At 71.8% G+C, this 20,915-nt stretch carries 20 protein-coding genes and 2 tRNA genes; 6 read left to right on the top strand and 16 right to left on the bottom strand.

Annotated features, from left to right (window positions below; translation table 11 throughout):
- Positions 1-17 precede the first annotated feature (17 nt).
- The 4 genes from ACL00U_RS10630 to leuC are packed head-to-tail and all read right to left on the bottom strand — an operon-like array spanning position 18 to position 4,268.
- The gene (locus ACL00U_RS10630; RefSeq protein ID WP_017887143.1) at positions 18-842 is read right to left on the bottom strand and encodes a lysophospholipid acyltransferase family protein; all 825 of its coding nucleotides are present in this window, start codon (positions 840-842) and stop codon (positions 18-20) included.
- 5 nt (positions 843-847) lie between these two features.
- Positions 848-2,215 (bottom strand): UDP-N-acetylglucosamine 1-carboxyvinyltransferase, encoded by a 1,368-nt coding sequence (gene murA, locus ACL00U_RS10635; RefSeq protein ID WP_031259726.1) that lies wholly within the window; start codon positions 2,213-2,215, stop codon positions 848-850.
- A complete protein-coding gene (gene leuD / locus ACL00U_RS10640; RefSeq protein ID WP_042539681.1) occupies positions 2,215-2,811 on the bottom strand; it encodes a 3-isopropylmalate dehydratase small subunit in 597 nt (198 codons plus the stop codon). The genes murA and leuD overlap by 1 nt, the downstream gene beginning before the upstream one ends.
- Positions 2,811-4,268: a 3-isopropylmalate dehydratase large subunit gene (gene leuC, locus ACL00U_RS10645; RefSeq protein WP_056068985.1), complete on the bottom strand. Its 1,458-nt coding sequence runs from the start codon at positions 4,266-4,268 to the stop codon at positions 2,811-2,813. Before leuC ends, leuD begins: the two co-directional genes overlap by 1 nt.
- 225 nt (positions 4,269-4,493) lie before the next feature.
- Here leuC and ACL00U_RS10650 point away from each other — a divergent pair, with 225 nt between their 5' ends.
- Complete coding sequence (locus ACL00U_RS10650) at positions 4,494-5,561, top strand: FUSC family protein (RefSeq protein ID WP_274007222.1); 1,068 nt, start codon at positions 4,494-4,496, stop codon at positions 5,559-5,561.
- A 288-nt stretch (positions 5,562-5,849) separates the two neighbouring features.
- On the opposite strand, the gene ACL00U_RS10655 is transcribed toward ACL00U_RS10650, so the two are convergent.
- The 11 genes from ACL00U_RS10655 to ACL00U_RS10705 form a co-directional block, all read right to left on the bottom strand.
- Entirely contained in the window at positions 5,850-6,455 is a 606-nt protein-coding gene (locus tag ACL00U_RS10655; protein ID WP_017887138.1) for a histidine phosphatase family protein, read from the bottom strand.
- Positions 6,452-6,841 (bottom strand): fluoride efflux transporter CrcB, encoded by a 390-nt coding sequence (crcB, locus tag ACL00U_RS10660; RefSeq protein WP_042539687.1) that lies wholly within the window; start codon positions 6,839-6,841, stop codon positions 6,452-6,454. The genes ACL00U_RS10655 and crcB overlap by 4 nt, the downstream gene beginning before the upstream one ends.
- Complete coding sequence (locus ACL00U_RS10665) at positions 6,838-7,284, bottom strand: fluoride efflux transporter FluC (protein ID WP_412873384.1); 447 nt, start codon at positions 7,282-7,284, stop codon at positions 6,838-6,840. The genes crcB and ACL00U_RS10665 overlap by 4 nt, the downstream gene beginning before the upstream one ends.
- A gap of 271 nt (positions 7,285-7,555) precedes the next feature.
- A tRNA-Glu gene (locus ACL00U_RS10670) sits at positions 7,556-7,631 on the bottom strand.
- 33 nt (positions 7,632-7,664) lie between these two features.
- Positions 7,665-7,740, bottom strand: a tRNA-Glu gene (locus ACL00U_RS10675).
- 325 nt (positions 7,741-8,065) lie between these two features.
- Entirely contained in the window at positions 8,066-8,701 is a 636-nt protein-coding gene (locus ACL00U_RS10680; RefSeq protein ID WP_194590453.1) for an MBL fold metallo-hydrolase, read from the bottom strand.
- 184 nt (positions 8,702-8,885) lie between these two features.
- A complete protein-coding gene (locus ACL00U_RS10685) occupies positions 8,886-9,893 on the bottom strand; it encodes a LacI family DNA-binding transcriptional regulator (RefSeq protein ID WP_017887134.1) in 1,008 nt (335 codons plus the stop codon).
- Between the two features lie 21 nt (positions 9,894-9,914).
- Positions 9,915-10,373, bottom strand: a complete 459-nt coding sequence (locus ACL00U_RS10690; protein ID WP_017887133.1) for a hypothetical protein — start codon at positions 10,371-10,373, stop codon at positions 9,915-9,917.
- A 5-nt stretch (positions 10,374-10,378) separates the two neighbouring features.
- A complete protein-coding gene (locus ACL00U_RS10695) occupies positions 10,379-11,221 on the bottom strand; it encodes a carbohydrate ABC transporter permease (RefSeq protein WP_051067388.1) in 843 nt (280 codons plus the stop codon).
- Positions 11,222-11,286: 65 nt separating this feature from the next.
- Positions 11,287-12,312 (bottom strand): carbohydrate ABC transporter permease, encoded by a 1,026-nt coding sequence (locus ACL00U_RS10700; protein ID WP_017887131.1) that lies wholly within the window; start codon positions 12,310-12,312, stop codon positions 11,287-11,289.
- Positions 12,313-12,428: 116 nt separating this feature from the next.
- On the bottom strand, positions 12,429-13,712 hold the full coding sequence (locus ACL00U_RS10705) for an ABC transporter substrate-binding protein (protein ID WP_040419670.1): 1,284 nt from the start codon (positions 13,710-13,712) through the stop codon (positions 12,429-12,431).
- Between the two features lie 291 nt (positions 13,713-14,003).
- Here ACL00U_RS10705 and ACL00U_RS10710 point away from each other — a divergent pair, with 291 nt between their 5' ends.
- Entirely contained in the window at positions 14,004-15,323 is a 1,320-nt protein-coding gene (locus ACL00U_RS10710) for a glycosyltransferase (RefSeq protein WP_412873385.1), read from the top strand.
- A gap of 142 nt (positions 15,324-15,465) precedes the next feature.
- Here ACL00U_RS10710 and ACL00U_RS10715 read toward each other — a convergent pair whose 3' ends face one another.
- A complete protein-coding gene (locus tag ACL00U_RS10715) occupies positions 15,466-16,758 on the bottom strand; it encodes a glycosyltransferase (protein WP_056069007.1) in 1,293 nt (430 codons plus the stop codon).
- Positions 16,759-16,940: 182 nt separating this feature from the next.
- On the opposite strand from ACL00U_RS10715, the gene ACL00U_RS10720 reads away from it, so the two are divergent.
- The 4 genes from ACL00U_RS10720 to ACL00U_RS10735 all read left to right on the top strand — a co-directional run bounded on the left by ACL00U_RS10720 (position 16,941) and on the right by ACL00U_RS10735 (position 20,885).
- A complete protein-coding gene (locus ACL00U_RS10720; RefSeq protein WP_412873386.1) occupies positions 16,941-17,168 on the top strand; it encodes a hypothetical protein in 228 nt (75 codons plus the stop codon).
- Positions 17,169-17,281: 113 nt separating this feature from the next.
- A complete protein-coding gene (locus ACL00U_RS10725) occupies positions 17,282-18,202 on the top strand; it encodes a beta-1,6-N-acetylglucosaminyltransferase (protein WP_017887126.1) in 921 nt (306 codons plus the stop codon).
- Complete coding sequence (locus ACL00U_RS10730) at positions 18,199-19,704, top strand: lipopolysaccharide biosynthesis protein (RefSeq protein ID WP_412873387.1); 1,506 nt, start codon at positions 18,199-18,201, stop codon at positions 19,702-19,704. The genes ACL00U_RS10725 and ACL00U_RS10730 overlap by 4 nt, the downstream gene beginning before the upstream one ends.
- Complete coding sequence (locus ACL00U_RS10735; protein WP_071251625.1) at positions 19,701-20,885, top strand: glycosyltransferase family 4 protein; 1,185 nt, start codon at positions 19,701-19,703, stop codon at positions 20,883-20,885. Before ACL00U_RS10730 ends, ACL00U_RS10735 begins: the two co-directional genes overlap by 4 nt.
- Positions 20,886-20,915 lie beyond the last annotated feature (30 nt).

Genomic DNA, 20,915 nt, shown 5'->3' on the forward strand with positions numbered 1-20,915 from the left:
CGTCGTGGGGGCGGAGGTCACTCAAACCGGCCGGTCTCCTTCTGGTTGTTCGCCGCCGGGTCCCAGCGGGTCGCGGGTGCCCGTTCACCACGGAGCACCTCGAGCAGCGCGGTGATCTCGCGCATGACGAGTTCGGTGGCCTCGCCGAGCATCTGCTGGTCGATCGGCCGACCACGGTACGCCGACAGGTCGACCGGGTCGCCGATGATCACGTCGACGCGCGACGGCGGGAACAGCCGGAGCTTCTTGCCGTACCGCGCCATGATGTTCTGCGTGCCCCAGTGGGCCATCGGGATGATCGGGACGTCGTTCTCGAGCGCGATCCGGACCGCGCCCGTCTTGCCGCGCATCGGCCACAGGTCCGGGTCGCGCGTGAGCGTGCCCTCGGGGTAGACGATGATCGCCCCGCCCTGCTCGACGAGCGACCGGCCGCCGCCGAGCGGGTCGCTCAGACGCGTCCGGCCGGAGCGTTCGACCGGGATCTGCCCCATGCCGGACATGAGCTTGCCGACCACGGGGACCGTGAACAGCGACGCCTTCGCCAGGAACCGCGGCGCCCGCTTCGAGATGTACACGGCGGTGCCCACGACCAGCGGGTCGATGTTCGTGAAGTGGTTCGGCGCGAGCACGAACGCGCCCTCGGCCGGCAGGCGGTTCGGGCCGTGCCAGTGGTAGCGCGCCGAGAACCGGAACGTCGGGATGACGATGGAGGCGACGATGCGGAACGCGGTGTTCAGCTCGCCGCGGCGCCACCGGCGCCCACGCACTGGGATGCCGGTCGCTACCTGCGCGTCGGAGCCGCCACGGGCCTCCAGACCGTCGCCCTTGCCTTCAGCCCGCACGGTGCCTACCCAGCGAAGTCGAAGTCGGCGCCGAGCTTGCGCAGCTTCGGGATGAAGTGCTCGTAGCCGCGGCTGATGATGCCGACGTTGGTGATGTGCGACTCACCCTCGGCGGTCAGCGCCGCGATGAGGTGGCTGAAGCCACCGCGCAGGTCGGGGACGCGGACGTTCGCGGCGTGCAGCTTCGTGGGCCCGGTGACGACGGCGGCCTGCTCGAACGGTCGGCGGGCGACACGGCGGTCGTGGCCGGGGAGCCCCTCCTTGTGCACGACGATGTCGGCACCCATCTCGTTCAGGGCGTCGGTGAAGCCGAAGCGGTTCTCGTAGACGGTCTCGTGCACGATGCTCTGGCCGTCGGCCTGCGTCAGCGCGACGACGAGCGGCTGCTGCCAGTCCGTCATGAAGCCGGGGTGCACGTCGGTCTCGATGACGACGGGCTTCAGGGTGTCCAGCTCGCGGTAGAACCGGATGCCGTCCTCCTGGATGTCGAACCCGCCGCCGACCTTGCGGAAGACGTTGAGGAACGTCATGAGCTCCTGCTGGTTCGCACCCTCGACGAAGATGTCGCCGTTGGTGGCGAGCGCTGCAGAGGCCCAGCTCGCGGCCTCGTTGCGGTCGTTGATCGCACGGTGCGTGTAGCCGCGGAGCGACTCGACACCCTCGATGAAGATGACACGGTTCGGCTCGACCGAGACGATGGCGCCCATCTTCTGCAGGATCGCGATGAGGTCCATGATCTCGGGCTCGATCGCGGCGTTCCGCAGCTCCGTGACGCCCTTGGCGAGGGTCGCCGAGAGCAGGACCTGCTCGGTGGCGCCGACGCTCGGGTACGGCAGCTCGATGGAGGCGCCGGTCAGGCCGTCCGGGGCCGTCAGGTGGATGCCGTTGACCTGCTTGTCGACGACCGCGCCCATGGCGCGGAGCGCGTCGAGGTGGAAGTCGATCGGGCGGTCGCCGATGCGGCAGCCGCCGAGGTCGGGGATGAACGCCTCGCCGAGCTTGTGCAGCAGCGGGCCGCAGAACAGGATCGGGATGCGGCTCGAGCCGGCGTGGGCGTCGATCTCGGCGAAGTGCGCCGACTCGACGCGCGACGGGTCGAGGATGAGCTCGCCTCGTGCCGGATCGGTGATGCGCACGCCGTGCACCTCGAGCAGCCCGCGGACCACCTTGACGTCGGAGATGTCCGGCACGTCACGGAGGATCGACGGGGTGTCACCGAGCAGCGACGCCACCATGGCCTTGGTCGCGAGGTTCTTCGCCCCACGGACCTCGATGCGCCCCACGAGGGGCTTGCCCCCGCGGATGACGATCTCGTCCGACGTGAGGCCCACGCGCGCCCCTGCGGCCGCTGCGTCCTGTACGAGAGAGTTCACTACTTCACCGGCAATGTCTTCGGCCGCCAACTGGAGCGGCGGGATTCGAACTCCGTGATCGAGGTCTCGTCACGGAGGGTGAGCCCGATGTCGTCGAGCCCTTCCATCAACCGCCAACGAGTGTAAGCGTCGATCTCGAAGGGGACGTCCACATCCCCCAGCGACACGCGCTGCGTCACGAGGTCGACCGTCGCCTGGACGCCCGGGTTCGCCTCGATGACGGCCCACAGCCGCTCGACTTCCGGTTCGGTCACGATCGCGGTGACCAGGCCCTGCTTGCCGGCGTTGCCCCGGAAGATGTCCGCGAACCGGGGCGAGATCACGACCGAGAAGCCGAAGTCACGGAGCGCCCAGACGGCGTGCTCGCGGGACGACCCGGTGCCGAAGTCGGGGCCGGCGATCAGGACGCGGGCGCCCTGGTAGCGCTCCTGGTTCAGGACGAAGTCGGGGTCCTGGCGCCACCCGGAGAACAAGGCGTCCTCGAAGCCGGTCTTCGTGACGCGCTTCAGGTAGACCGCGGGGATGATCTGGTCGGTGTCGACGTTGGACCGCTTGAGCGGGGCCGCGATGCCGGTGACGGTGGTGATCTTGTCCATCAGAAGGTCCCCTCGGTGGCGGTGGCGGACGTCGCCGCCGCGATCTCGTCGTCGGTCTCCAGGTCCCACGGGCTGGACAGCGTGCCGCGCACCGCGGTGGCCGCGGCGACGAGCGGCGAGACCAGGTGCGTACGGCCGCCCTTGCCCTGGCGCCCCTCGAAGTTGCGGTTCGAGGTGCTCGCACAGCGCTCCCCCGGCGCCAGCTGGTCCGGGTTCATGCCGAGGCACATCGAGCAGCCCGCGAACCGCCACTCGGCGCCGAACTCGGTGAACACCTTGTCGAGTCCCTCGGCCTCGGCCTCGAGCCGGACGCGGGCGGAGCCGGGCACGACCATCACCCGGACGCCGTCGGCCTTGGTGCGGCCCTTGATGATCGACGCGAAGGCCCGCAGGTCCTCGATGCGCGAGTTCGTGCAGGACCCCATGAACACCGCGTCGACGGCGATGTCCTTCATCGGGGTGCCGGCGGTGATGTCCATGTACTCCAGGGCTCGGCGTGCTGCGGCCTGGTCGTTGGGGTCGCTGTAGCTCGACGGGTCCGGCACGTTCTCGGACAGCGAGACGCCCTGGCCGGGGTTCGTGCCCCAGGTGACGAAGGGCTCGAGGTCGTCGGCGTCGATGAACACCTCGGCGTCGAACACGGCGTCGTCGTCGGTGGCGAGGGTCTCCCAGTAGGCGACGGCGTCGTCCCAGTCCGCACCGGTCGGGGCGTGGTCGCGGCCCTGCACGTAGTCGTAGGTCGTCTGGTCGGGGGCGACCATGCCGGCGCGGGCACCGGCCTCGATCGACATGTTGCAGATCGTCATGCGCCCCTCCATCGAGAGCGCGCGGATCGCGGAGCCGCGGTACTCGAGCACGTAGCCCTGGCCGCCGCCGGTGCCGATCTTCGCGATGACGGCCAGGATGATGTCCTTCGCCGTCACCCCGGGGCGCAGCGTGCCCTCGACCGTGATCGCCATCGTCTTGAACGGCTTGAGCGGCAGGGTCTGCGTGGCGAGGACGTGCTCGACCTCGGACGTGCCGATGCCGAAGGCCATCGCGCCGAAGGCCCCGTGGGTGCTGGTGTGCGAGTCGCCGCAGACCACGGTGATGCCGGGCATGGTGAGGCCGAGCTGCGGGCCGACCACGTGGACGATGCCCTGCTCCTTGTCACCCAGGGAGTGCAGGCGGACGCCGAACTCCTCGCAGTTGCGACGGAGGGTCTCGATCTGGATCCGGCTCGTCGGGTCCGCGATGGGGCGGTCGATGGCGAGCGTGGGGGTGTTGTGGTCCTCGGTCGCGATCGTCAGGTCGAGGCGACGGACCGGCCGACCGGCCTGCCGCAGGCCGTCGAACGCCTGCGGACTCGTCACCTCGTGCACGAGGTGGAGGTCGATGTAGAGGAGGTCGGGGTTGCCGTCCTCACCCTTGACCACGACGTGGTCGTCCCACACCTTCTCGGCGAGCGTCTTTCCCATGAGCCCGGCCCTCCTCGTCCTCGTCGTTGCGCCGCGACCGCGGCACGATCAGCAGACTCTACCATTGGTATACCAACGCGCGGCACCCCGCCCGTCGCACATGCGGCACCCCGCCCGTCGCGGGTCCGTCACCCCGCCGTCGCACGCCCGTCACCCCGTGACGGCGCGGCCTGGAGGCCCGGGGCGACTCCCCGACACCTGTCGCGGTGGGAAGATGGGGACGACATGACGACACCTGCGCACTCGACCCGGACCATCAACCTCGAGGGCGCGGCCCGCGCCGCGATCGCCGGTGGCGCACCGCTCGCGCTGCTCATCGCCCTCGGGATGCCGGGGTACGCCGCCTTCGCCATGTTCGCCGGGTTCACCGCCATCTTCGGTGCGACCGAGCCCTACCGGCAGCGTGCCGTCACCACCGGGGTCGCCGGGGCGCTGCAGACGCTCTGCATGTTCGCCGGCATCGGGGTCGGGCTCGTCGGGTCGCCGCTCTGGCTGCAGGCCGTGGGTCTCGTCGTCGCCCTGGTGGTCGCGGTCTGCACCCTCTCCGCGCTCCGGGCGATCCCCGCTCAGCCGATCTTCCCGGTGTTCGCGTTCGTCGTGTCCGCACTCGTCCCGATGCGTCCGGCGGACGTCCCGCTCGTCGCGACGATCATCGTGTGCTCGGTGGTCTGGGCGTGGCTCGTCGCGATGTCCGGTTCGGTGCTCCGCCGGGTGTTCCACCCGCACGCCCCGCACCGGTTCCGCCCGCTGGCCGACCGCAAGCACCGGTCGCTCGCGGTCCTGCGCACGCCGGCGCTGTGGGAGACCGTCGGGCTCAACGTCGTCGGGTCCCTCGTCGCCGGTGCGGTCGCGGAGTCGATCCCCGGACTCGGCCACCCGTACTGGGCCGTCATCGCGGTGGTGTCGACGCTGCCGGCGATCCGGCAGCGGCACACCGTCGTCCGCGCCGGGCAGCGTGTGGTCGGCACGATCGGGGGCACCGTGGTCGCGGTCGGCGTCCTGCTGCTCGAACCGGCGGCGTGGTGGATCGTCGTGCTGGCCGTCGTCGGGCAGTTCTTCGCCGAGATCTTCGTCGCCCGGAACTACGCCGTGTGCCTGCTGTTCCTCACCCCGCTTGCGTTGGCGGTCTCGTGGCTGAGCCTGCCCGAGGCGCCCCAGCTGCTCGCGCTCGACCGGATCGCGCAGACCGTGCTCGGTGCCGTGGTCAGCGTGGGGCTGCTGCTCGTCGGGCGCGCGATCGAGCGCCGGCGCGGCCGTGCCCTCGGTGCGACCAGCGCCATCCGGACCGTCTGACGCACCCGGTCGTTCCGGGCGTTCCTGGTCATTCCTTCCGACCAGGGATGCCCGATTCCGCCTGCCATCGCGCGTGACAGGGGAAGGAACGGGCGCGGACGACGGACGGGAGGCCCGTGGCGGGGCCGCCACGGGCCTCCCGTCCGTCCGTGGTCACGACCAGCGCGCTCTGCGAAAGCGACAGATCGCTGCGGAACAACCGCTGAAGTCTGTCGCCCTCGCGGACGGGACCGCACCGGGTGCCGCGGGTCTGTCGCTTTCGCGAGCACCGGACGCCCCACCAGCGCGTCAGTCGCGCGGCTGGATGTTCCAGGCGTCGATGACGGGGCGACCGTGCTCGTAGCCCAGGACGCTGACCGAAGCGGTGCCGAGCTTCAGCACGGCACCGTCCTGCGGTGCGAGCCGGATCCACGCGGCGCCGAGCGCCCGCAGCACGTGGCCGTGCGCGATGAACACGGCGTCGTGGCCCTCGGCGAGCACCGGACGGGCACGGTTCAGGATGCGCTCGACGCGGACCCGGACCTCGGCGGCGTTCTCACCGGGGGTGTCGCCGGCGGGGACGCCGTCGGTCCACAGGTCCCACGGTCCGTGGCGCAGCACCTTGATCTGCGGGGTGGTGAGGCCCTCGTACGCGCCGTAGTCCCACTCGTACAGGTCCTCGTCGAGCTCCGGCTCGACGCCGATCAGGTGTGCGGTGTCGCGGGCGCGCTGCAGCGGGCTCGACAGCGCCAGCGCGAACGACCGGTCCCCGAGGTACCGGCCTGCGCGCTTCGCCTGCTCGACGCCGTTGTCGGTGAGCGGGATGTCGGTGCGGCCGGTGTGTTGCCCGCTCTTCGACCACTCCGTCTCTCCGTGACGGACGAGGACGAGTTCGCCGGGGCGTTCCGAGGTCATGAGTTCCTTCCGATCCAGAGGCCGAGCGCAGCTGCGCCGACCGAGACGACGAGCATCCCGAGGCCGTTCAGGACGGCGAGCCGGGTCTTGCCGGATCGGAGGAGCTGTACGGTCTCGACGCTCGCCGTCGAGAACGTCGTGTACCCACCCATCATGCCCGTCCCGAGCACCGCGACCGTCGAGGCGGGGATGGTGCCGGCCTGTCCGAGGCCCGTCAGCACGCCGAGCAGGAGCGACCCGGACACGTTGATGAGCAGCGTGCCGACCGGGAACCCGGCGAACCGCGAACGGGCCACGCGGCCCTTGACGAGCCCGTCGAGCACGAAGCGAAGCGCAGCGCCTGCTCCCCCGCCGACCGCGACGAGGAGCAGTTCGACGGGGCTCATCGGGTGTCCTGCAGCGGTTCGGGGCGGGTGCGGGGCCGGGTGGCCGCGGCGACCCAGAGACCGAGGACGACCGCGGCGAGTCCGAGCACGACCGACAGCAGGGCGTACCCGCTGCCGGCCGTCCACCGGCCGAGGTCGAGCAGCTGCGCGGTGTCGTCCGCGAGCGTGCTGTAGGTCGTGAAGCCGCCCAGGACGCCGGTGCCGACGAACAGCCGGGCCGCACGACGACGACCGACGTCGGCGCCGCGGCGTGCGAGCGCGTCGAGCAGGAACCCGAGGCAGAACGCCCCGACGACGTTGATCGCCAGGATGGTCCAGCTGATGCCATCGTGGGCGGGGAACGCTGCAGCGAGCAGTGCGCGGACGGTGGTCCCGATCGCGCCGCCGAGGGCGACCAGGGCGATGAAGCCCCATCGCAGGTGTGGTGGGCGCTCATCGGTCATCGGTACTCCTATCGCCGAGCACGCCGGATCGTCTCCGCGCGTGCGGTGTTCGGGATAGGGACCGTTGGCGGCTGGTGCGCGGTTGGGTCCGGCAGGCCCCACTGCCGGGTCTGGCGACGTCGACAGGGTACCGCCCCACCCGCGGCGCCCGCGATCGCCCGCACCTGGACGGTCTGTGGATGCGCACATGTGCCGAGCCGGGTCGACACCGCCTGTCGGAGGGGACGAAGAAACCCCCGCAGAGCAGGAGCTCGACGGGGGTTTCGTGTGCTGGTGACCCCAGCGGGATTCGAACCCGCGTTACCGCCGTGAGAGGGCAGCGTACTAGGCCGCTATACGATGGGGCCGCGGCTGTTGTCGGACTCGGAGCATGTCACCTGTGGTGACCCCAGCGGGATTCGAACCCGCGTTACCGCCGTGAGAGGGCAGCGTACTAGGCCGCTATACGATGGGGCCGTTCCGACAACTCGACAAGTATTGCACAAGCCCTGCATCCGCACCAAAACGGGGCGTGTCGCCCGGGTGCGCCGTCGTGCTGCGCCCGGCATACGGCGCTCGCTGCACGTGCAGATCCCGACGGAACACCGGTCGAACGACGCGCGTTCTGTCGCAACCTGCACACGCATCCGTTGCGTGCGCATCGAGCGACGAAACACCCGTCGAACGACGCGCAGTCTGTCGCAACATGCGCACGCATCGGTCGCGCGGCCGTGGACGCGACCGCCCCTCGGAAGGGAGGCGCGGGGCGGGCCCGCCACGGGCCTCCCGTCCGCCCGCGCGGTCAGATCGTGAGCGACTCCCCCGGCCGCAGCACGACGAGCGACCCCGCGGGTTCGACGGCCTCGCGCAGCCGCCCCGTGTGCATGTCGTAGCCGATGTCGGAGAGCGTGGCCTCGTGGATCGGGTACGCGCGGGACGGCGCGATCGCGGCGACGGCGTCCATCATCTCGCCGACCTTGAGCCACGGTGCCCCGACGGGCGCTGCGAGGACCTCGACGGGGACGCCCGGGTCCGTGTACGAGTCCCCCGGGTGGAACAGCCGGCCGTTCACGAGCACGCCGGTGTTGTCGACGATCGGCACCGAGGAGTGGATGAGCTGGTGTCGGGTGCCGTGGAAGGAGAGCTCGAACGGGCCGACGGTGCGGTGGTCGCCGTCGGTCACGACCTCGACCGCGATGCCGGAGTCGGCGAGCGCCGCGCGGACGCCTTCGGGGCCGAACACCACGGCATCGGGGTCGGCGGCGAGGATCCGGTGCAGCTGTTCGGGCGTGACGTGGTCCGGGTGCTCGTGGGTCACGACGACGGCGACGACACCCGTGACGTCGACCGGGCGGGTGAAGTTGCCCGGGTCGAGCACCAGGCGGGTGTTGCCCTCGGTGATGATCTGGCAGGCGTGTTCGAGTTTCGTGACCTCCATGCGGGCGAGGCTACGCCGAGCCGAGCCGAGCCGAGCCGAGCGAGGGAGGGAGGGCCGCGGGGGCTGCGTCGGCTCGGAACGACATCGCCGTTGTCGTGAGACATCGGGAACGTCGTTCCGAGTCGATCACGCCCACGCCCACGCCTACGCCGCCCACGCCCACGCCACCCACGCGCCGCCGACCTCACCCCGGCGGCGGCCCCGTCGACGCTCGGGCGACCAGGTGCGCCGGTGCCGCCGCGATCGGGCCGGCCACACCGCCGTCGACCTCGGCGAGCACCGCCCGCGCCGCGGTCCGCCCCTGGGCGACCGGGTCCTGCGCGACGGTGGTGAGTCCGACGGTGGCACCGAACTCGTGGCCGTCGATCCCCATCACGGACACGGCTTCGGGTACTGCGAGGCCGGCTCGGTGGGCGGCCAGCAGGACGCCGAGGGCCATCTCGTCCGAGGCGCAGAGCACCGCCGTCGGTCGCGCGGTCGCCGGCTCGGCGAACAGCACGGCCCCGGCGGCGGTCCCACCGGCGAACGAGAACCGACCGTCCAGGGACCACCGTTCCGGCACCGCGGACCCCGCCGACCGCACCGCGTCGAGGAACCCGTCCCGACGCAGGTGCGGCACGGCGACGTTCAGGCCGGCCTCGTCCTGGCCGCCCACGTAGGCGATCCGCCGGTGCCCGAGTCCGTGCAGGTGCTCGACGGCGATCCGGGTGACCTCGCGGTCGTCGACGCCCACGTTCCGCAGGCCCGGTGCGGGGCCGCCGATGACGACCATCGGGTGTCGGCTGAGTTCGAGCTCGGCCCGTTCGGTGGCGTCGAGCACCAGGGAGAGCAGCACGAGGCCGTCGACGCGGTGCCGCAGCATCGAGCGCCGGAACGCCCGGTCACGGTCGCCGCCCGGGCCGCCGAGGTTGTAGAGGACCAGGTCGTACCCGGCCTGGCGGAGCTCCGCGTCGACACCGCCGAGCGCCTGCACGGAGAACCATCGGTCGATGACGGGCACGACCACCCCGACGGCGCGCTGACGACCGGTGGCGAGACCGGCCGCCGCCGAGCTCGGGACGTACCCGAGTTCGTCGGCGACCCGGCGCACCTCGTCGATCGTGGTGTCGGCCACGTTCGACATGCCGCGGAGCGCCCGCGACACCGTCGACTTCGACAGCCCCGTGACGGTCGCGATCTCCTGGATCCCCATCGGTGCGACCCGGGAGGCCCGTCAGCCGTCCGTCCCGTGCGTCACGTCCGCCGGTCGGTCGGCCGCAGTGCCGGGGGTTGCGTGCGCGACGGCCGCTGCGGCCCGGCGGGCGCCGTGCGGCGCTCGACGACCGGCTGGTGCGAGCTCGTCCCACCCGCTGTGCCGGTGCACCCGCCCGTCCGCGGAGGGTCGTGGCCGGCGCCGGTGGTCGTCGCCGCGCGCGGTGCGGAACCCAGCGATGGCGGGAGTGGCACCGACACCGTCGACCTCGGCGTGCCGGCGGAGCACCCGCACCCGCCAGCGGTCGAGGGCGACGACGCCGAGCACGCACACCAGCAGGGTGAGCGCCCAGCCGAGTGCCGGTCGCCCGGTGAGCTCGCAGAACACCGTGACGCCGAGGAACAGCACGCCGAACATGCCGACGAAGCCGATCGATTCCTCGATGTGGGCGGTGGGACGGGTGGGTCCGCGCTGGGCCATGGCCGTCAGCCCTTCACGCCGCCGGCGGTGAGCCCCGCCACGATGCGCCGCTGGAAGATCAACACGAGGACCACGAGCGGTATCGTGACGATCGTGCCGGCGGCCATCACCGCCGTGTAGGGCTCCTGGTGCGGCTGCGACCCGGCGAACGAGGCGATCGCCACGGTCACCGGCTGTGTCGCGTCGCTCGAGAGCTGCGACGAGATGAGGTACTCGTTCCAGCTCGAGATGAACGCCAGGATCGCCGTGGTGAACACCGCGGGCGCCGCGAGCGGCAGGATGATCCGCCGGAACGCCTGCACCCGGGTGCACCCGTCGATGCGGGCGGCCTCTTCGAGGTCCCACGGCATCTCGCGGAAGAACGACGCGAGCGTGTACACGGTCAAGGGCAGCACGAACGAGATGCTCGGCAGGATGAGTGCCTGGTACGACCCCATCCAGCCGATGTCGGTGAACAGCTGGAACAGCGGCGAGATGAGGGCGACACCGGGGAACATCGACGCGGCCAGGATCGCACCGGCGATGAACGACTTGCCGCGGAACTCGAGCCGGGCCAGCGCGTACGCCGCCGTGGTGCCGACGAGCAGGGCGATGACGGTCACGGCGACGCCGATGAACACGCTGTTCAGGAGGGCTCGGCCGAGGTGGTTGCCCAGTGCCGTCGAGAACGCGGTCGCGTAGTTGTCGAGGGTCACGTGGGTGAACCACGGGGTGGCGTCGAACGTGTACCCGACCTCGCGGAAGCTCGTGACCACCATCCAGTAGAACGGCAGGAGGCACCAGACGGCGATGACGACGGCCTGCACGGCGGTCCGGAGCTTCGGGCCCGTCTCGCGTCGGACCCGCACGTCGGGACGGTCCGTCGCCCGGTCGCGGGTCGCGGCGGTGCGCCGGGGACGATCTGCTGCGAGGGTCACTTGAGTTCACCCTTCTGCTGGGCTGCCTGCGTCTGCACGACGTTCGCGCCGAGGAACCGGACGAAGACGAACGCGACGATGAAGACGATGAGGAACGTGATGGTGGACAGGGCGGATGCGGCGTTGAACCCCTGCCGGATCTGGTCGACGACCAGCACCGACAGCGACACGGTCGCGTTCCCGGAACCACCACCACCGCCGGTCATGATCGCGATGAGGTCGTAGATGCGCAGGGCATCGAGGACACGGAACAGGATGGCGACCATCAGGGCCGGCCGGACGAGCGGCAGCGTGATGAGGAAGAAGCGTTGGAGCGTCGAAGCGCCGTCCATCTTCCCCGCCTCGTAGACGTCCTCGGGGATGAGCTGCAGGCCCGCGAGGATCAGCAACGCCATGAACGGCGTCGTCTTCCAGGTGTCGGCGATGACGATCGCGAACCGAGACGCCCACTCGTCGGAGAACCAGAGGACCTGGTGCCCGATCACGTGGTTGAGCACGCCGTTCGCGTCGAAGATGAAGTACCAGAGCTTCGCGGTGACGGCGGTCGGGATCGCCCACGGCACCAGGATGGCGGCGCGGACGAGGGCGCGGCCCCTGAAGTTGCGGTTCATGATGATCGCCATCCACAGACCGATGACGGTCTCGAGGACCACTGTCACGATCGTGAAGAAGAACGTGTTCCCGAAGGCGACCCAGAACTGGGAGCCGAGGTTGCCTGGTGGGCACGCGACGTCCCCGCACCGCTGGCCGAGCCAGTGCACGTAGTTCGTGACTCCGGCGAAGCCGCCCTCGACGAACAGACCGGTCGCCTTGTCGAGGCCCTGGTCGAGCTGGAACGACTGGATGACCGCGCTGACCACGGGGTACCCGATGACGACCGCCAGGAGCACGATCGTCGGGCCGATGAGGTACACGGCCCACCGGCCGTGCTCGGCGTTGAGCCCGCCCTTGCGCCGCTGGGGCTTCGGTTCCGTGCCCGTCGGGTTCGGGACGGCTGCGGGGATCTCGGTTGCTGCTGACACGTGTCGGCCTCCTTGCCGGGGGTGTCGGAACGCAAGTGGGGACGGAGGGGAGGCCCGTGGCGGACCCGCCACGGGCCTCCTGTCCGGAAGGTGCGGCGGAAGCCGCGGTGCGGCCGCTAGCTCCCGCTGTCGGTCGCGGCCTTGAGGGCGTCCTGCATGTCCTTCATGGCTTCGTCGACCGACTTCGACCCCTTGAGCGCCGCGTAGGTGTTGTCCTGGATCGCCTTCGTGACGGCCGGGTAGAACGGCGTGACCGGGCGCGGCTCCGCCGACTCGATTGACTTGAGCAGCGTCGGCAGGTAGGGCAGCTGCTTCGTCAGCTCGGGGTCCGTGTAGAGGTCACCGACGACCGGTGCGAGCGAGCCCTGGGTCGCGAAGAACTTCTGCGTCTCGTCCGAGGTCAGGAACTCGAGGAAGTCGTGCGCCGTCGCCTTGTGCTTCGAGTACACGCTGATGGCCGCGTTGTGCCCACCGAGCGTCGAGGCTCCGACGCCGTCGGCACCGGGGATCGGCGCGATGCCGAAGGTGTCCTTGACCTTCGACGAGCCGTCGGTCTTGGCGAGGCTGTAGACGTAGGGCCAGTTGCGCAGGAACAGCAGCTTGCCGTCCTCGAACGCGGTGCGGCCCTGCTCCTCCTGGTAGGTGATCGCCTCGGCCGGGATGTTCCCGTCCTGGAACGCGTCGACCAGGTTCTGCAGACCGGCCTTCGCCTTGTCGGTGTCGACGTCGGGAGCACCGTCGCTGCCGAGCACCGAACCGCCGGAGCCGTTGATCGCCTCGGACGCGTTGACGGTGAGGCCCTCGTACTTCGCGAACTGCCCCGCGTAGCAACCGATGCCGGCGGCCTTCGCGATCGTGCAGTCGTCCATCATCTCCTTCCACGTGGTGGGGGGCGTCTTGACGAGGTCCTTGCGGTAGTAGAGCAGCGCGCCGTCCGAGGTCTGCGGCGCGGCGTAGAGGGTGTCGTTGTAGGTCGCGGTCTTCACCGTCGACGGCAGGAGCTTTGAGGTGTCGAGCTTCATCTCGCCGGTGAGCGGCGTGAGCCACTTCTTCGCGGCGAACTCGGCGGTCCAGACGACGTCCACGTCGACGACGTCGTAGTTCTCGTCCTTGGCCTGGAAGTGCTGCACCAGGTCGTCGTGCTGCTGGTCGGCCTGGTCGGACTGTTCCTTGAAGGTGACCTTCTCGTCCGGGTGGGCCTTGTTCCACTTCGCGATCAGCGGGCGGACGACGTTCGAGTTGTCCTTGCCCTGCACGTAGGTGATGGGTCCGCGGCTGTCCTGGCCGCTCTTGGCGTCGTCGTCCGCCGAACTGCCGCTCGAGCATCCGGTGAGCACGAGCCCGATGACCGCGACCCCCGCAACGGACGCGAACCGCACCCTGGCGCGTGTTGTCTTCACAGCGTTGTCTCCTCGTTGAGATCACCAGGACGGCTCGGTCGGAGCACGACACCGCCGCCCTGGAGCAGGCGACACTGCCTGCTGGAGGAGGAAGCTACGCCCGGTCCGACCGGAGCGCAACCGGTTGCATCGGATCCGTGACCTGAGCGTGACCCATGAGCTTCCCGTGTCTTCCTGGGTGAGCGCTCACCCTCGTCCGGGGCACACGCGCCGTGCGGAACCCCGCACGAACCCCGCCACTGCGCCGATCTCCCGTTGTCGGCCGCTCCGGGCCGTCGTAGCGTCCCGCACATGGCCATCCCCTCCACCGCCGCCACCGTGCCCGCACCGCGCCGGGTGATCGGCGTCGACCTCGACGCCCCGCTCCCCCGGCTCGTCGCCGACGAGACCGGCGCGTCCGCCATGGTGATCGGCTACCGCGGCGGCCACCCCACCGGCACGCTCGACGTGCTGCTCACCGACGACCCCGCCGACGCGGCCCGCGCGCTCGAGGCCCTGCAGGAGACCGTGCTGGCTGACGTCCCCGTCGTGGCCGACGAGGACCTGCCGACCATCTCGGTCGTGGTGTCCACCGTCGTCGACCGCGTCGAGGACCTCGGCAAGCTGCTCGACGTCCTCGAGCACCTGGACTACCCGCGGCACGAGGTCATCCTCGTCGACAACCGGGTGCGCGTCCCCGCCGGTGACGCGCTGCCCGCGATGCTGGCCGGGCGGGACGTCCGTCTGGTCGAGGAACGTCGCCCGGGCCTGTCCGCCGGTCGCAACGCCGGTGTCGCCGCCGCGACCGGCGACGTGATCGCCTTCACCGACGACGACGTCCACGTCGACCCGCAGTGGCTCCGCGCGATCGGTTCGCGGTTCGTCAGCGAGCCGGACCTGCAGGCCGTCACCGGCGTGATCCTGCCGAGCGAGCTCACCACCCCCGCGCAGATCTGGTACGAGGCGTACTACGGCGGGTTCAGCGCCGAGCGCACCTTCTCGCCCGTCACGATCGTCCCCGAGGACGTCCCCGGCACCATGCGGCACGCCCGCGTCCGTGCCCTCACCCCGTCGGGCCAGGTGCTCAAGCGCTTCGCGGTCTACGGCATCGGGGCGTACGGCGCCGGCGCGAACATGGCCTACCGACGCACCCTGATCGACACCGTCGGTGGCTTCGACCCCACGCTCGGCGCCGGCTCCCCCGCCCGCGGCGGTGAGGACCTGGCGATGTTCGTCGAGACGCTCTGGCGCGGCGGGAGGATCGGCTTCGAACCCCGCGCGGTCGTGCACCACCGGCACCGTCAGACCATCGAGGACCTGCACAAGCAGCTGCACGGCAACGGCGTCGGGTTCACCGCGCTGATGTTCGCGCTCGCCGCGAAGGACAAGCGGCACGTCGCCGTCCTCGCCCGCCTGATGCCGCTCGCCGCGAAGGTCAAGTCGAAGCAGATGGTGTCCCGTCTGGCCGGGCGCCGCGACGCCGCCACCGAGGTCACGAACGAGGCCTCGACCACACGCATCCCGAAGACCCTGGCGTACCACGAGCTGCGCGGCTTCCCCGCGGGTCCGGCCGCCTGGTTCCGGAGCCGTCGTCGCTGGCGCGACGTCGAGGCGGGACGGTTCCGGCCCTAGCCGGTCCCCCGCGCGGAACGGGAGGCCCGTGGCAGCGTCGCCACGGGCCTCCCGTCCGTTCTGCCGCGCACGCGGAGCGCGACAGAGCACGCGTCGATCGACGCGTGCTCTGTCGCAAAGCCGGTGCCGGCGTGCCCGCGCCTCAGCGCGCAGTCAGCCGCCCGGCCAGGTACCGCCACGGCCCGCCCAGCGCGGCCACGAGTTCAGCGCGCTTCAGCCCGCGCGTCGCCTCGGTGAACTCGGCGTCCACGGGCCAGCCGCCGATCGCGTCGACCGGGCGATCGTCCGCTCCCTGCCCCAGGGCACCGAGCCGCCGCACAGCCCCGGCCGCCCGCCGCAGCACCGCGAACGCGGTCGACGGCCGCAGGACGAGCTTCGTCACCCACGCGCCGAGGCCCGTGCCGTAACCGATGGCCTGCGACCGCAGGGCGGCACGGTCCTTCCGGTGTTCGTGCCACACGACGGCCGAGGGCTCCACGGCGAGCGCCCCACCGGCGAGCAGGACCCGGGTGAACAGGTCGGGGTCCTCGCCGGCCCGGGCCCGGGTGCCGGGGCCGAGGGCGACGTCGAAGCCGCCGAGCTGGCGGACCGCGTCGCGGCGCACGGACATGTTGGCCCCCGTGCCGAAGGCCCCGACGGTGAACGGGAACAGGGGTTCGTCGACCGGAGGGCTCGCCGTGCGGAGGACCCGGCGCTCGAGGTTCCGGGCCCAGGTGACCCGCTCGTCGAAGTAGCGCTGCGTGGGGGTGCGGAGCTCGCCGCTCGGTACCAGTCCGGTGACGCACCAGACGTCGCTGTCCCGCTCGTAGGCGGCGGCGATGGCGGCCATCCAGCGCGGGTCGGCGACGACGTCGTCGTCGATGAAGGCGACGACCGTGCCGGACGCGAGCGCGAGGCCGGCGTTGCGGGCACGCGAGACTCCGGCGCGGGGCTCGAGGACGTAGTGCACCCGCGGGTCACCGAGCGCGGCGACGACGTCGCGCGTCCCGGTCGTGACCGGCGCGTTGTCGACGACGAACACCTCGAAGTCGTCGTACGCCGACGCCAGGACGGACCGGACGGCGCGGTCGAGTGACGCGGCGCGTTCGCGCGTGCCGATGACGACCGAGACGCGTGCGCCGGATGCGGGCGCGTCGACCGCGGGGCCCGGTGCCGGCAGTCGGCGCAGGACGGGTCCGAGCTCGGCCGGGTCCACCGCCCCGCCCTCGTCGACGCGCACGTCCACGAACCCGGCGACGTCGTCGCCGTCGCGGACCATCAGGCGTGCCCGGCGGAAGCCGGTGGCGCCGGCCAGCTGGACGGTGTCCGCGGCGAGCGCGGCGGACCGGTCGACGGCACCGACCCAGGCGGCTCCGGCCCAGGTGGGGGCGTGGGTCGAGGGCATCGCGGGCTCGAGTGTCAGGGCTCGGGCCGCGGTGGTGGTGTGGTCGGTCATGCTCGTCCCGTCGGGCCGCTCTCATCGGGTGGACCTGGCCATGGTCACCGGCCGACGACAGGGGGTCAACGGCGTTGCTCGGAGGATGCGGGGAGCCTGCGGTTTGCCGCCAGTAGAGTGGCGAACACGCCGGGCGATCGCCCCGGTGCGCACCGGCTGCCCGCCGAGCACGAGGAGGACGAATGCCCCAGGCTCGCACGTTGGCCCGGCCCGGCCCGACCAGGCGTCCGCGGCCGCAGTTGCACCTGGTGCCCGAGACCTCGGGGGGTCTCCTCACGCTCGTGGCCGACGACGACGCGACCGGGTCCGGCTGCTCGAGCTGCGGGCACGCCGAAGGGGCGCACGAGCACTACCGTCCCGGCACCGACTGCGCCCTCTGCGACTGCCCGAAGTTCCGCCGCAGCCGCTGACCGGCCCCGCGTCCGATCGGTCCGAGCGGCCGGTCTGCGGGAAACCGCCGTTCCCCCGCACCCGCCCCTGACCGGCCTTGTCGGGGTTCCCGGGCCCGCTTAGCGTCGCGGACATGGCCATCTCCCCCACGCCGCTCGCGTGCATCGTCCTCGCCCACGAGGACCCGACGCACGTCCGTCGTCTCGTGGCGGCGCTCGACCCGTTCCCGGTGTTCCTGCACTGCGACGCGAGCACCGACGACGACGCGTTCGCAGCGATGACGGCCGACCTGCCCGAGCGGGTCCGTGTGCTGCCCCGGATGCGCACCGGCTGGGCGAAGTGGGAGAACGTCGCGGCCGAGGTCGCTGGCTACCGTGCTGCCCTCGCGGAGACCGACGCGACGCACGTGGCCGTGCTGACCGGCAGCGACTACCCGTTGGCCGGTGCCGCGGAGATCGCCGCGGTCATGACGGCGAACCCCGGTCGGTCGTTCGTCGACGTGCAGCCGCTCCCGCACCCCGCGTGGGGTCGTGACGGTGGCCGTTCCCGCGTGCGTTTCCGGCACTGGGCGTGGCGGAAGCACATGCTGCGCCTGCCGATCCCCCGCAGGGCGCCGCGCGGCGTCGTGTTCGGCGGTGGCTCGCAGCTCAAGGTCCTGGCGCGGCACCATGCGCAGGGCGTCGTCGACGTGGTCGACGGCCGGCCGGACCTGGTGACCTTCTGGGAGCGTGTGTGGATCGGTGACGAGACCTTCGTGCCGTCGGTGTTGCTGACCCCGGCGTTCACCCCCGACTTCGCCGACGCCCACGTCGCGCACCCGCTGTGGTGGATCGGGTGGGACGGCACGAAGCAGAAGAGCCCGCCGTGGCTCGGGATCGAGGACGCCGGACGGGTGCTGGAACGCCGTGCCTCGGCCGACCAGTCCGCCCCGTTCCTGTTCGCCCGCAAGTTCTCGACGGAACGCAGCGGCGACCTGCTCGACGTCGTCGACGCCGCGTTCGGGCTGCGCACCGGTGCCCGACGCGACGACGAACCGGCGGTGGTGTCGCGGTGACCGTCCCCCAGACCCGACGCGAGGCCCGTGCAGCCGAGGCCGCCGTCGAGCAGCCCGCCTCGCCCGGAGCGCTCTCCACGGACACCGGTTCGACGGCGGTGGCCCGCGGCTCGTCGGTGCTGTTCGGACGCGGCCTGCTCTACGTCGTGGTGTGGTCGATGCAGCTCGTCGTGAGTTCGCTCATCTCGCCCGTGCTGGCGCACCTGATGCCACCGGCCGAGTTCGGTGTGCTGGCCTCGGCGATCGCGCTCTACCAGGCGCTCGTGGTCGTCGCGGTGTGCGGCATCGACCAGGCGGCGGTGCTGCAGCGGGCCGAGGACGGCGACGACCGACGGGCGCGCGGCCTGCTGTTCGTCGGCATGGTCACCGCCGTCACCGTCACGGTGTTCGCACTCGTCTCGATCCCGCTGTGGGGGGACGCCGCGGGCTTCGTCGACCAGCACCCGCTGCTCCTGGTGGCCGTCCTGTGGACCGGGCCCGCCGCGATCGTGCAGCTCTCCCTCGCCCTGCTGGTGGCGCAGGACCGCATCCGGGTCTTCGCGGTGACGAGCCTGCTGTCGTCGGTCGGCGGGTCGGTCATCGGCCTCGGGCTGCTGGCCGCCGTGCACGCCGACGCCACCACCTACGCCTGGGGCGGCGTCGTCGCCCAGGGCGTCGCGATGGTCATCGGCATCGTCGCGACCAGACCCCGGTTCCGTGGCCTGTTCGACCACCGCACCACCGCTCGCGCCTTCCGGCTGGGCGTCCCGATCGCGCTCGGCAGCCTGTCGTACTTCGTCCTGAACGCCGGCGACCGGCTCGTCGTGCAGCGCCTGCTCGGTGCCGACGAGGTCGCCCGCTACCAGATCGCCTACGTCGTCGGGTCCGCGGTCATCCTGCTGCTGACCTTCACGAACCAGGCGTGGGCGCCGCACTTCGCCGCCCTCCGCGACGCCGTCGCCCGTCGTCGGCTCGCGATGCACGCCCGCGACGAGCTCTACGTGCTCCTCGCCCCCGTGCTCCTCGCCGTGACGCTCGTGTCGCCCGTGGCCCTGCCGATCCTCGCGCCGGCCTCGTACCGCGTCGAGTCGCTCACCGTCGTCGTGTTCGTGGTCGCCCTGACCGCGTTCCCCGTGGTCGCGAGCGGCGCCACCGGCCGACTGCTGCTGGTGGAGCGCCGCGGCGTGACCGTGGGAGTGATCGGTGCGGTCGCCGGTGTCGTCAACATCGCCGCGAACCTGGTGCTCGTGCCGCTGACCGGCATCGTCGGCGCCGGCATCGCGACCGTGATCGCCTACGGGATCCTCGCCGTCCTGCAGCAGGCGGCGCTCCCGGACCGCCGCGAGTGGCGGGGGCCCGGACGCTGGGTGCTGCTGGCCGTCGGCATCGCCCTGGTGCTCGCCGCGGCGTCGCTGCTGGCACCGCAGGACCTCACCTGGAACATCGTCAGGGTCGTCGGTGTCGTCGCCTGCATGCCCTGGTTCTTCCGTCGACTGCAACTCGCCCGCGGAGGCTCGGCATGACCAGTCCCACCGCCCACCGCACACTCCGTGTCGTCGTCGCCACGAACGGGCTCACCATCACCGGCGGCGTCGAGCGCTGCGTCCTCGAGGACGTCGGCGAGCTCGTGTCCGCTGGGCACGACGTCGAGGTCTGGCACCGCCCTGCGCCGACCGGTCGCCCGGACGACGGCCGTGCCCCCTTCGACCGTCTCGGTGTCCGGCTCCGCCCAGCACGGGACTACTCCTTCTCGGTGCGGACCGCACCGCGGGACCTGCTGCGCTTCGTCGGCGAGGGCCTCCGCCTCCGCCGGTCCCGCCCCGACGTCCTCTGGCTGAACCGGCCGGAGTTCCTGCCGTGGGGCCGCGTCGTGTCGTTCGTGTCCGGCGTCCCCCTCGCGGTGCACCTGCACCACGCCCCGAACTACCGCCGCCTCGGGCCGTTCGCGGGGGGCCGGACGCGGTTCTTCGCGGTCTCCACCGCGATGGCGCGGGCCTGGACGGCAGCCGGGGCACCGGCCGACCGCATCGACGCGGTGCCGAACGGCGTCGACACCTCGGCCTTCCCGCTGGCCACGCCCGCCAGCACCCGCCGCGCCCGTGCGGCGCTCGGCATCGACGACGACCGCCCCGTGGTGCTCCACTACGGTCGCCTCACGCGTTCGAAGGGCGTGCTCGCCCTCCTGGAGGCCTGGGGGCGCGTCCACGCGTCGACCCGCGTCCTCGTCGGGCACGGCACACCGCCCGCCCCGGCCCCGGTGCTCGTCCTCGCCGGAGCGCTCTCCGCCGCCGACGCCCCCGCGGTGCGCCGCGCAATCGCGGCGCTGCCACCGGGGTCCGTCATCGTGGTGCCGGAGCGCGACGACGTCGTCCCCGTGCTGCACGCCGCCGACGTCGTGGTGGCGCCCTCCATCGAACCGGAGGGCTACGGCCGCGTCGTCGTCGAGGCGATGTCGACCGGCCGCCCCGTCGTCGCGGCCGCATCGGGCGGCACCGCCGAGATCCTGCGCGGCGAGTGGGCCCGGTTCACCGTCGAACCGACCGACACCGACGCGCTCGCCGACACGCTGATCGAGGCACTGCACGCGAGCGGCACCGAGCCAGGCCTGGCGGACCGCTGCCGAGCCTGGGTACGGGACCACCACGGCCGTGACCGTCACGTCGCGGCGCTGCTGCAGGCACTCCGCGACCACGCGGAGCACTGAGCGTCGACCACGCCCCGGTCTCGGTGCGGG

Source organism: Curtobacterium poinsettiae, from assembly GCF_047226435.1.
Lineage (GTDB): Bacteria > Actinomycetota > Actinomycetes > Actinomycetales > Microbacteriaceae > Curtobacterium > Curtobacterium poinsettiae.

Bases quoted from the DNA above. Each gene is read 5' to 3' on its own strand.
- leuD (WP_042539681.1), bottom strand. From the start codon at position 2,811: ATGGACAAGATCACCACCGTCACCGGCATCGCGGCCCCGCTCAAGCGG.
- leuC (WP_056068985.1), bottom strand. From the start codon at position 4,268: ATGGGAAAGACGCTCGCCGAGAAGGTGTGGGACGACCACGTCGTGGTC.
- ACL00U_RS10650 (WP_274007222.1), top strand. From the start codon at position 4,494: ATGACGACACCTGCGCACTCGACCCGGACCATCAACCTCGAGGGCGCG.
- ACL00U_RS10655 (WP_017887138.1), bottom strand. From the start codon at position 6,455: ATGACCTCGGAACGCCCCGGCGAACTCGTCCTCGTCCGTCACGGAGAG.
- crcB (WP_042539687.1), bottom strand. From the start codon at position 6,841: ATGAGCCCCGTCGAACTGCTCCTCGTCGCGGTCGGCGGGGGAGCAGGC.
- ACL00U_RS10665 (WP_412873384.1), bottom strand. From the start codon at position 7,284: ATGACCGATGAGCGCCCACCACACCTGCGATGGGGCTTCATCGCCCTG.
- ACL00U_RS10680 (WP_194590453.1), bottom strand. From the start codon at position 8,701: ATGGAGGTCACGAAACTCGAACACGCCTGCCAGATCATCACCGAGGGC.
- ACL00U_RS10685 (WP_017887134.1), bottom strand. From the start codon at position 9,893: ATGGGGATCCAGGAGATCGCGACCGTCACGGGGCTGTCGAAGTCGACG.
- ACL00U_RS10690 (WP_017887133.1), bottom strand. From the start codon at position 10,373: ATGGCCCAGCGCGGACCCACCCGTCCCACCGCCCACATCGAGGAATCG.
- ACL00U_RS10710 (WP_412873385.1), top strand. From the start codon at position 14,004: ATGGCCATCCCCTCCACCGCCGCCACCGTGCCCGCACCGCGCCGGGTG.
- ACL00U_RS10715 (WP_056069007.1), bottom strand. From the start codon at position 16,758: ATGACCGACCACACCACCACCGCGGCCCGAGCCCTGACACTCGAGCCC.
- ACL00U_RS10720 (WP_412873386.1), top strand. From the start codon at position 16,941: ATGCCCCAGGCTCGCACGTTGGCCCGGCCCGGCCCGACCAGGCGTCCG.
- ACL00U_RS10725 (WP_017887126.1), top strand. From the start codon at position 17,282: ATGGCCATCTCCCCCACGCCGCTCGCGTGCATCGTCCTCGCCCACGAG.
- ACL00U_RS10735 (WP_071251625.1), top strand. From the start codon at position 19,701: ATGACCAGTCCCACCGCCCACCGCACACTCCGTGTCGTCGTCGCCACG.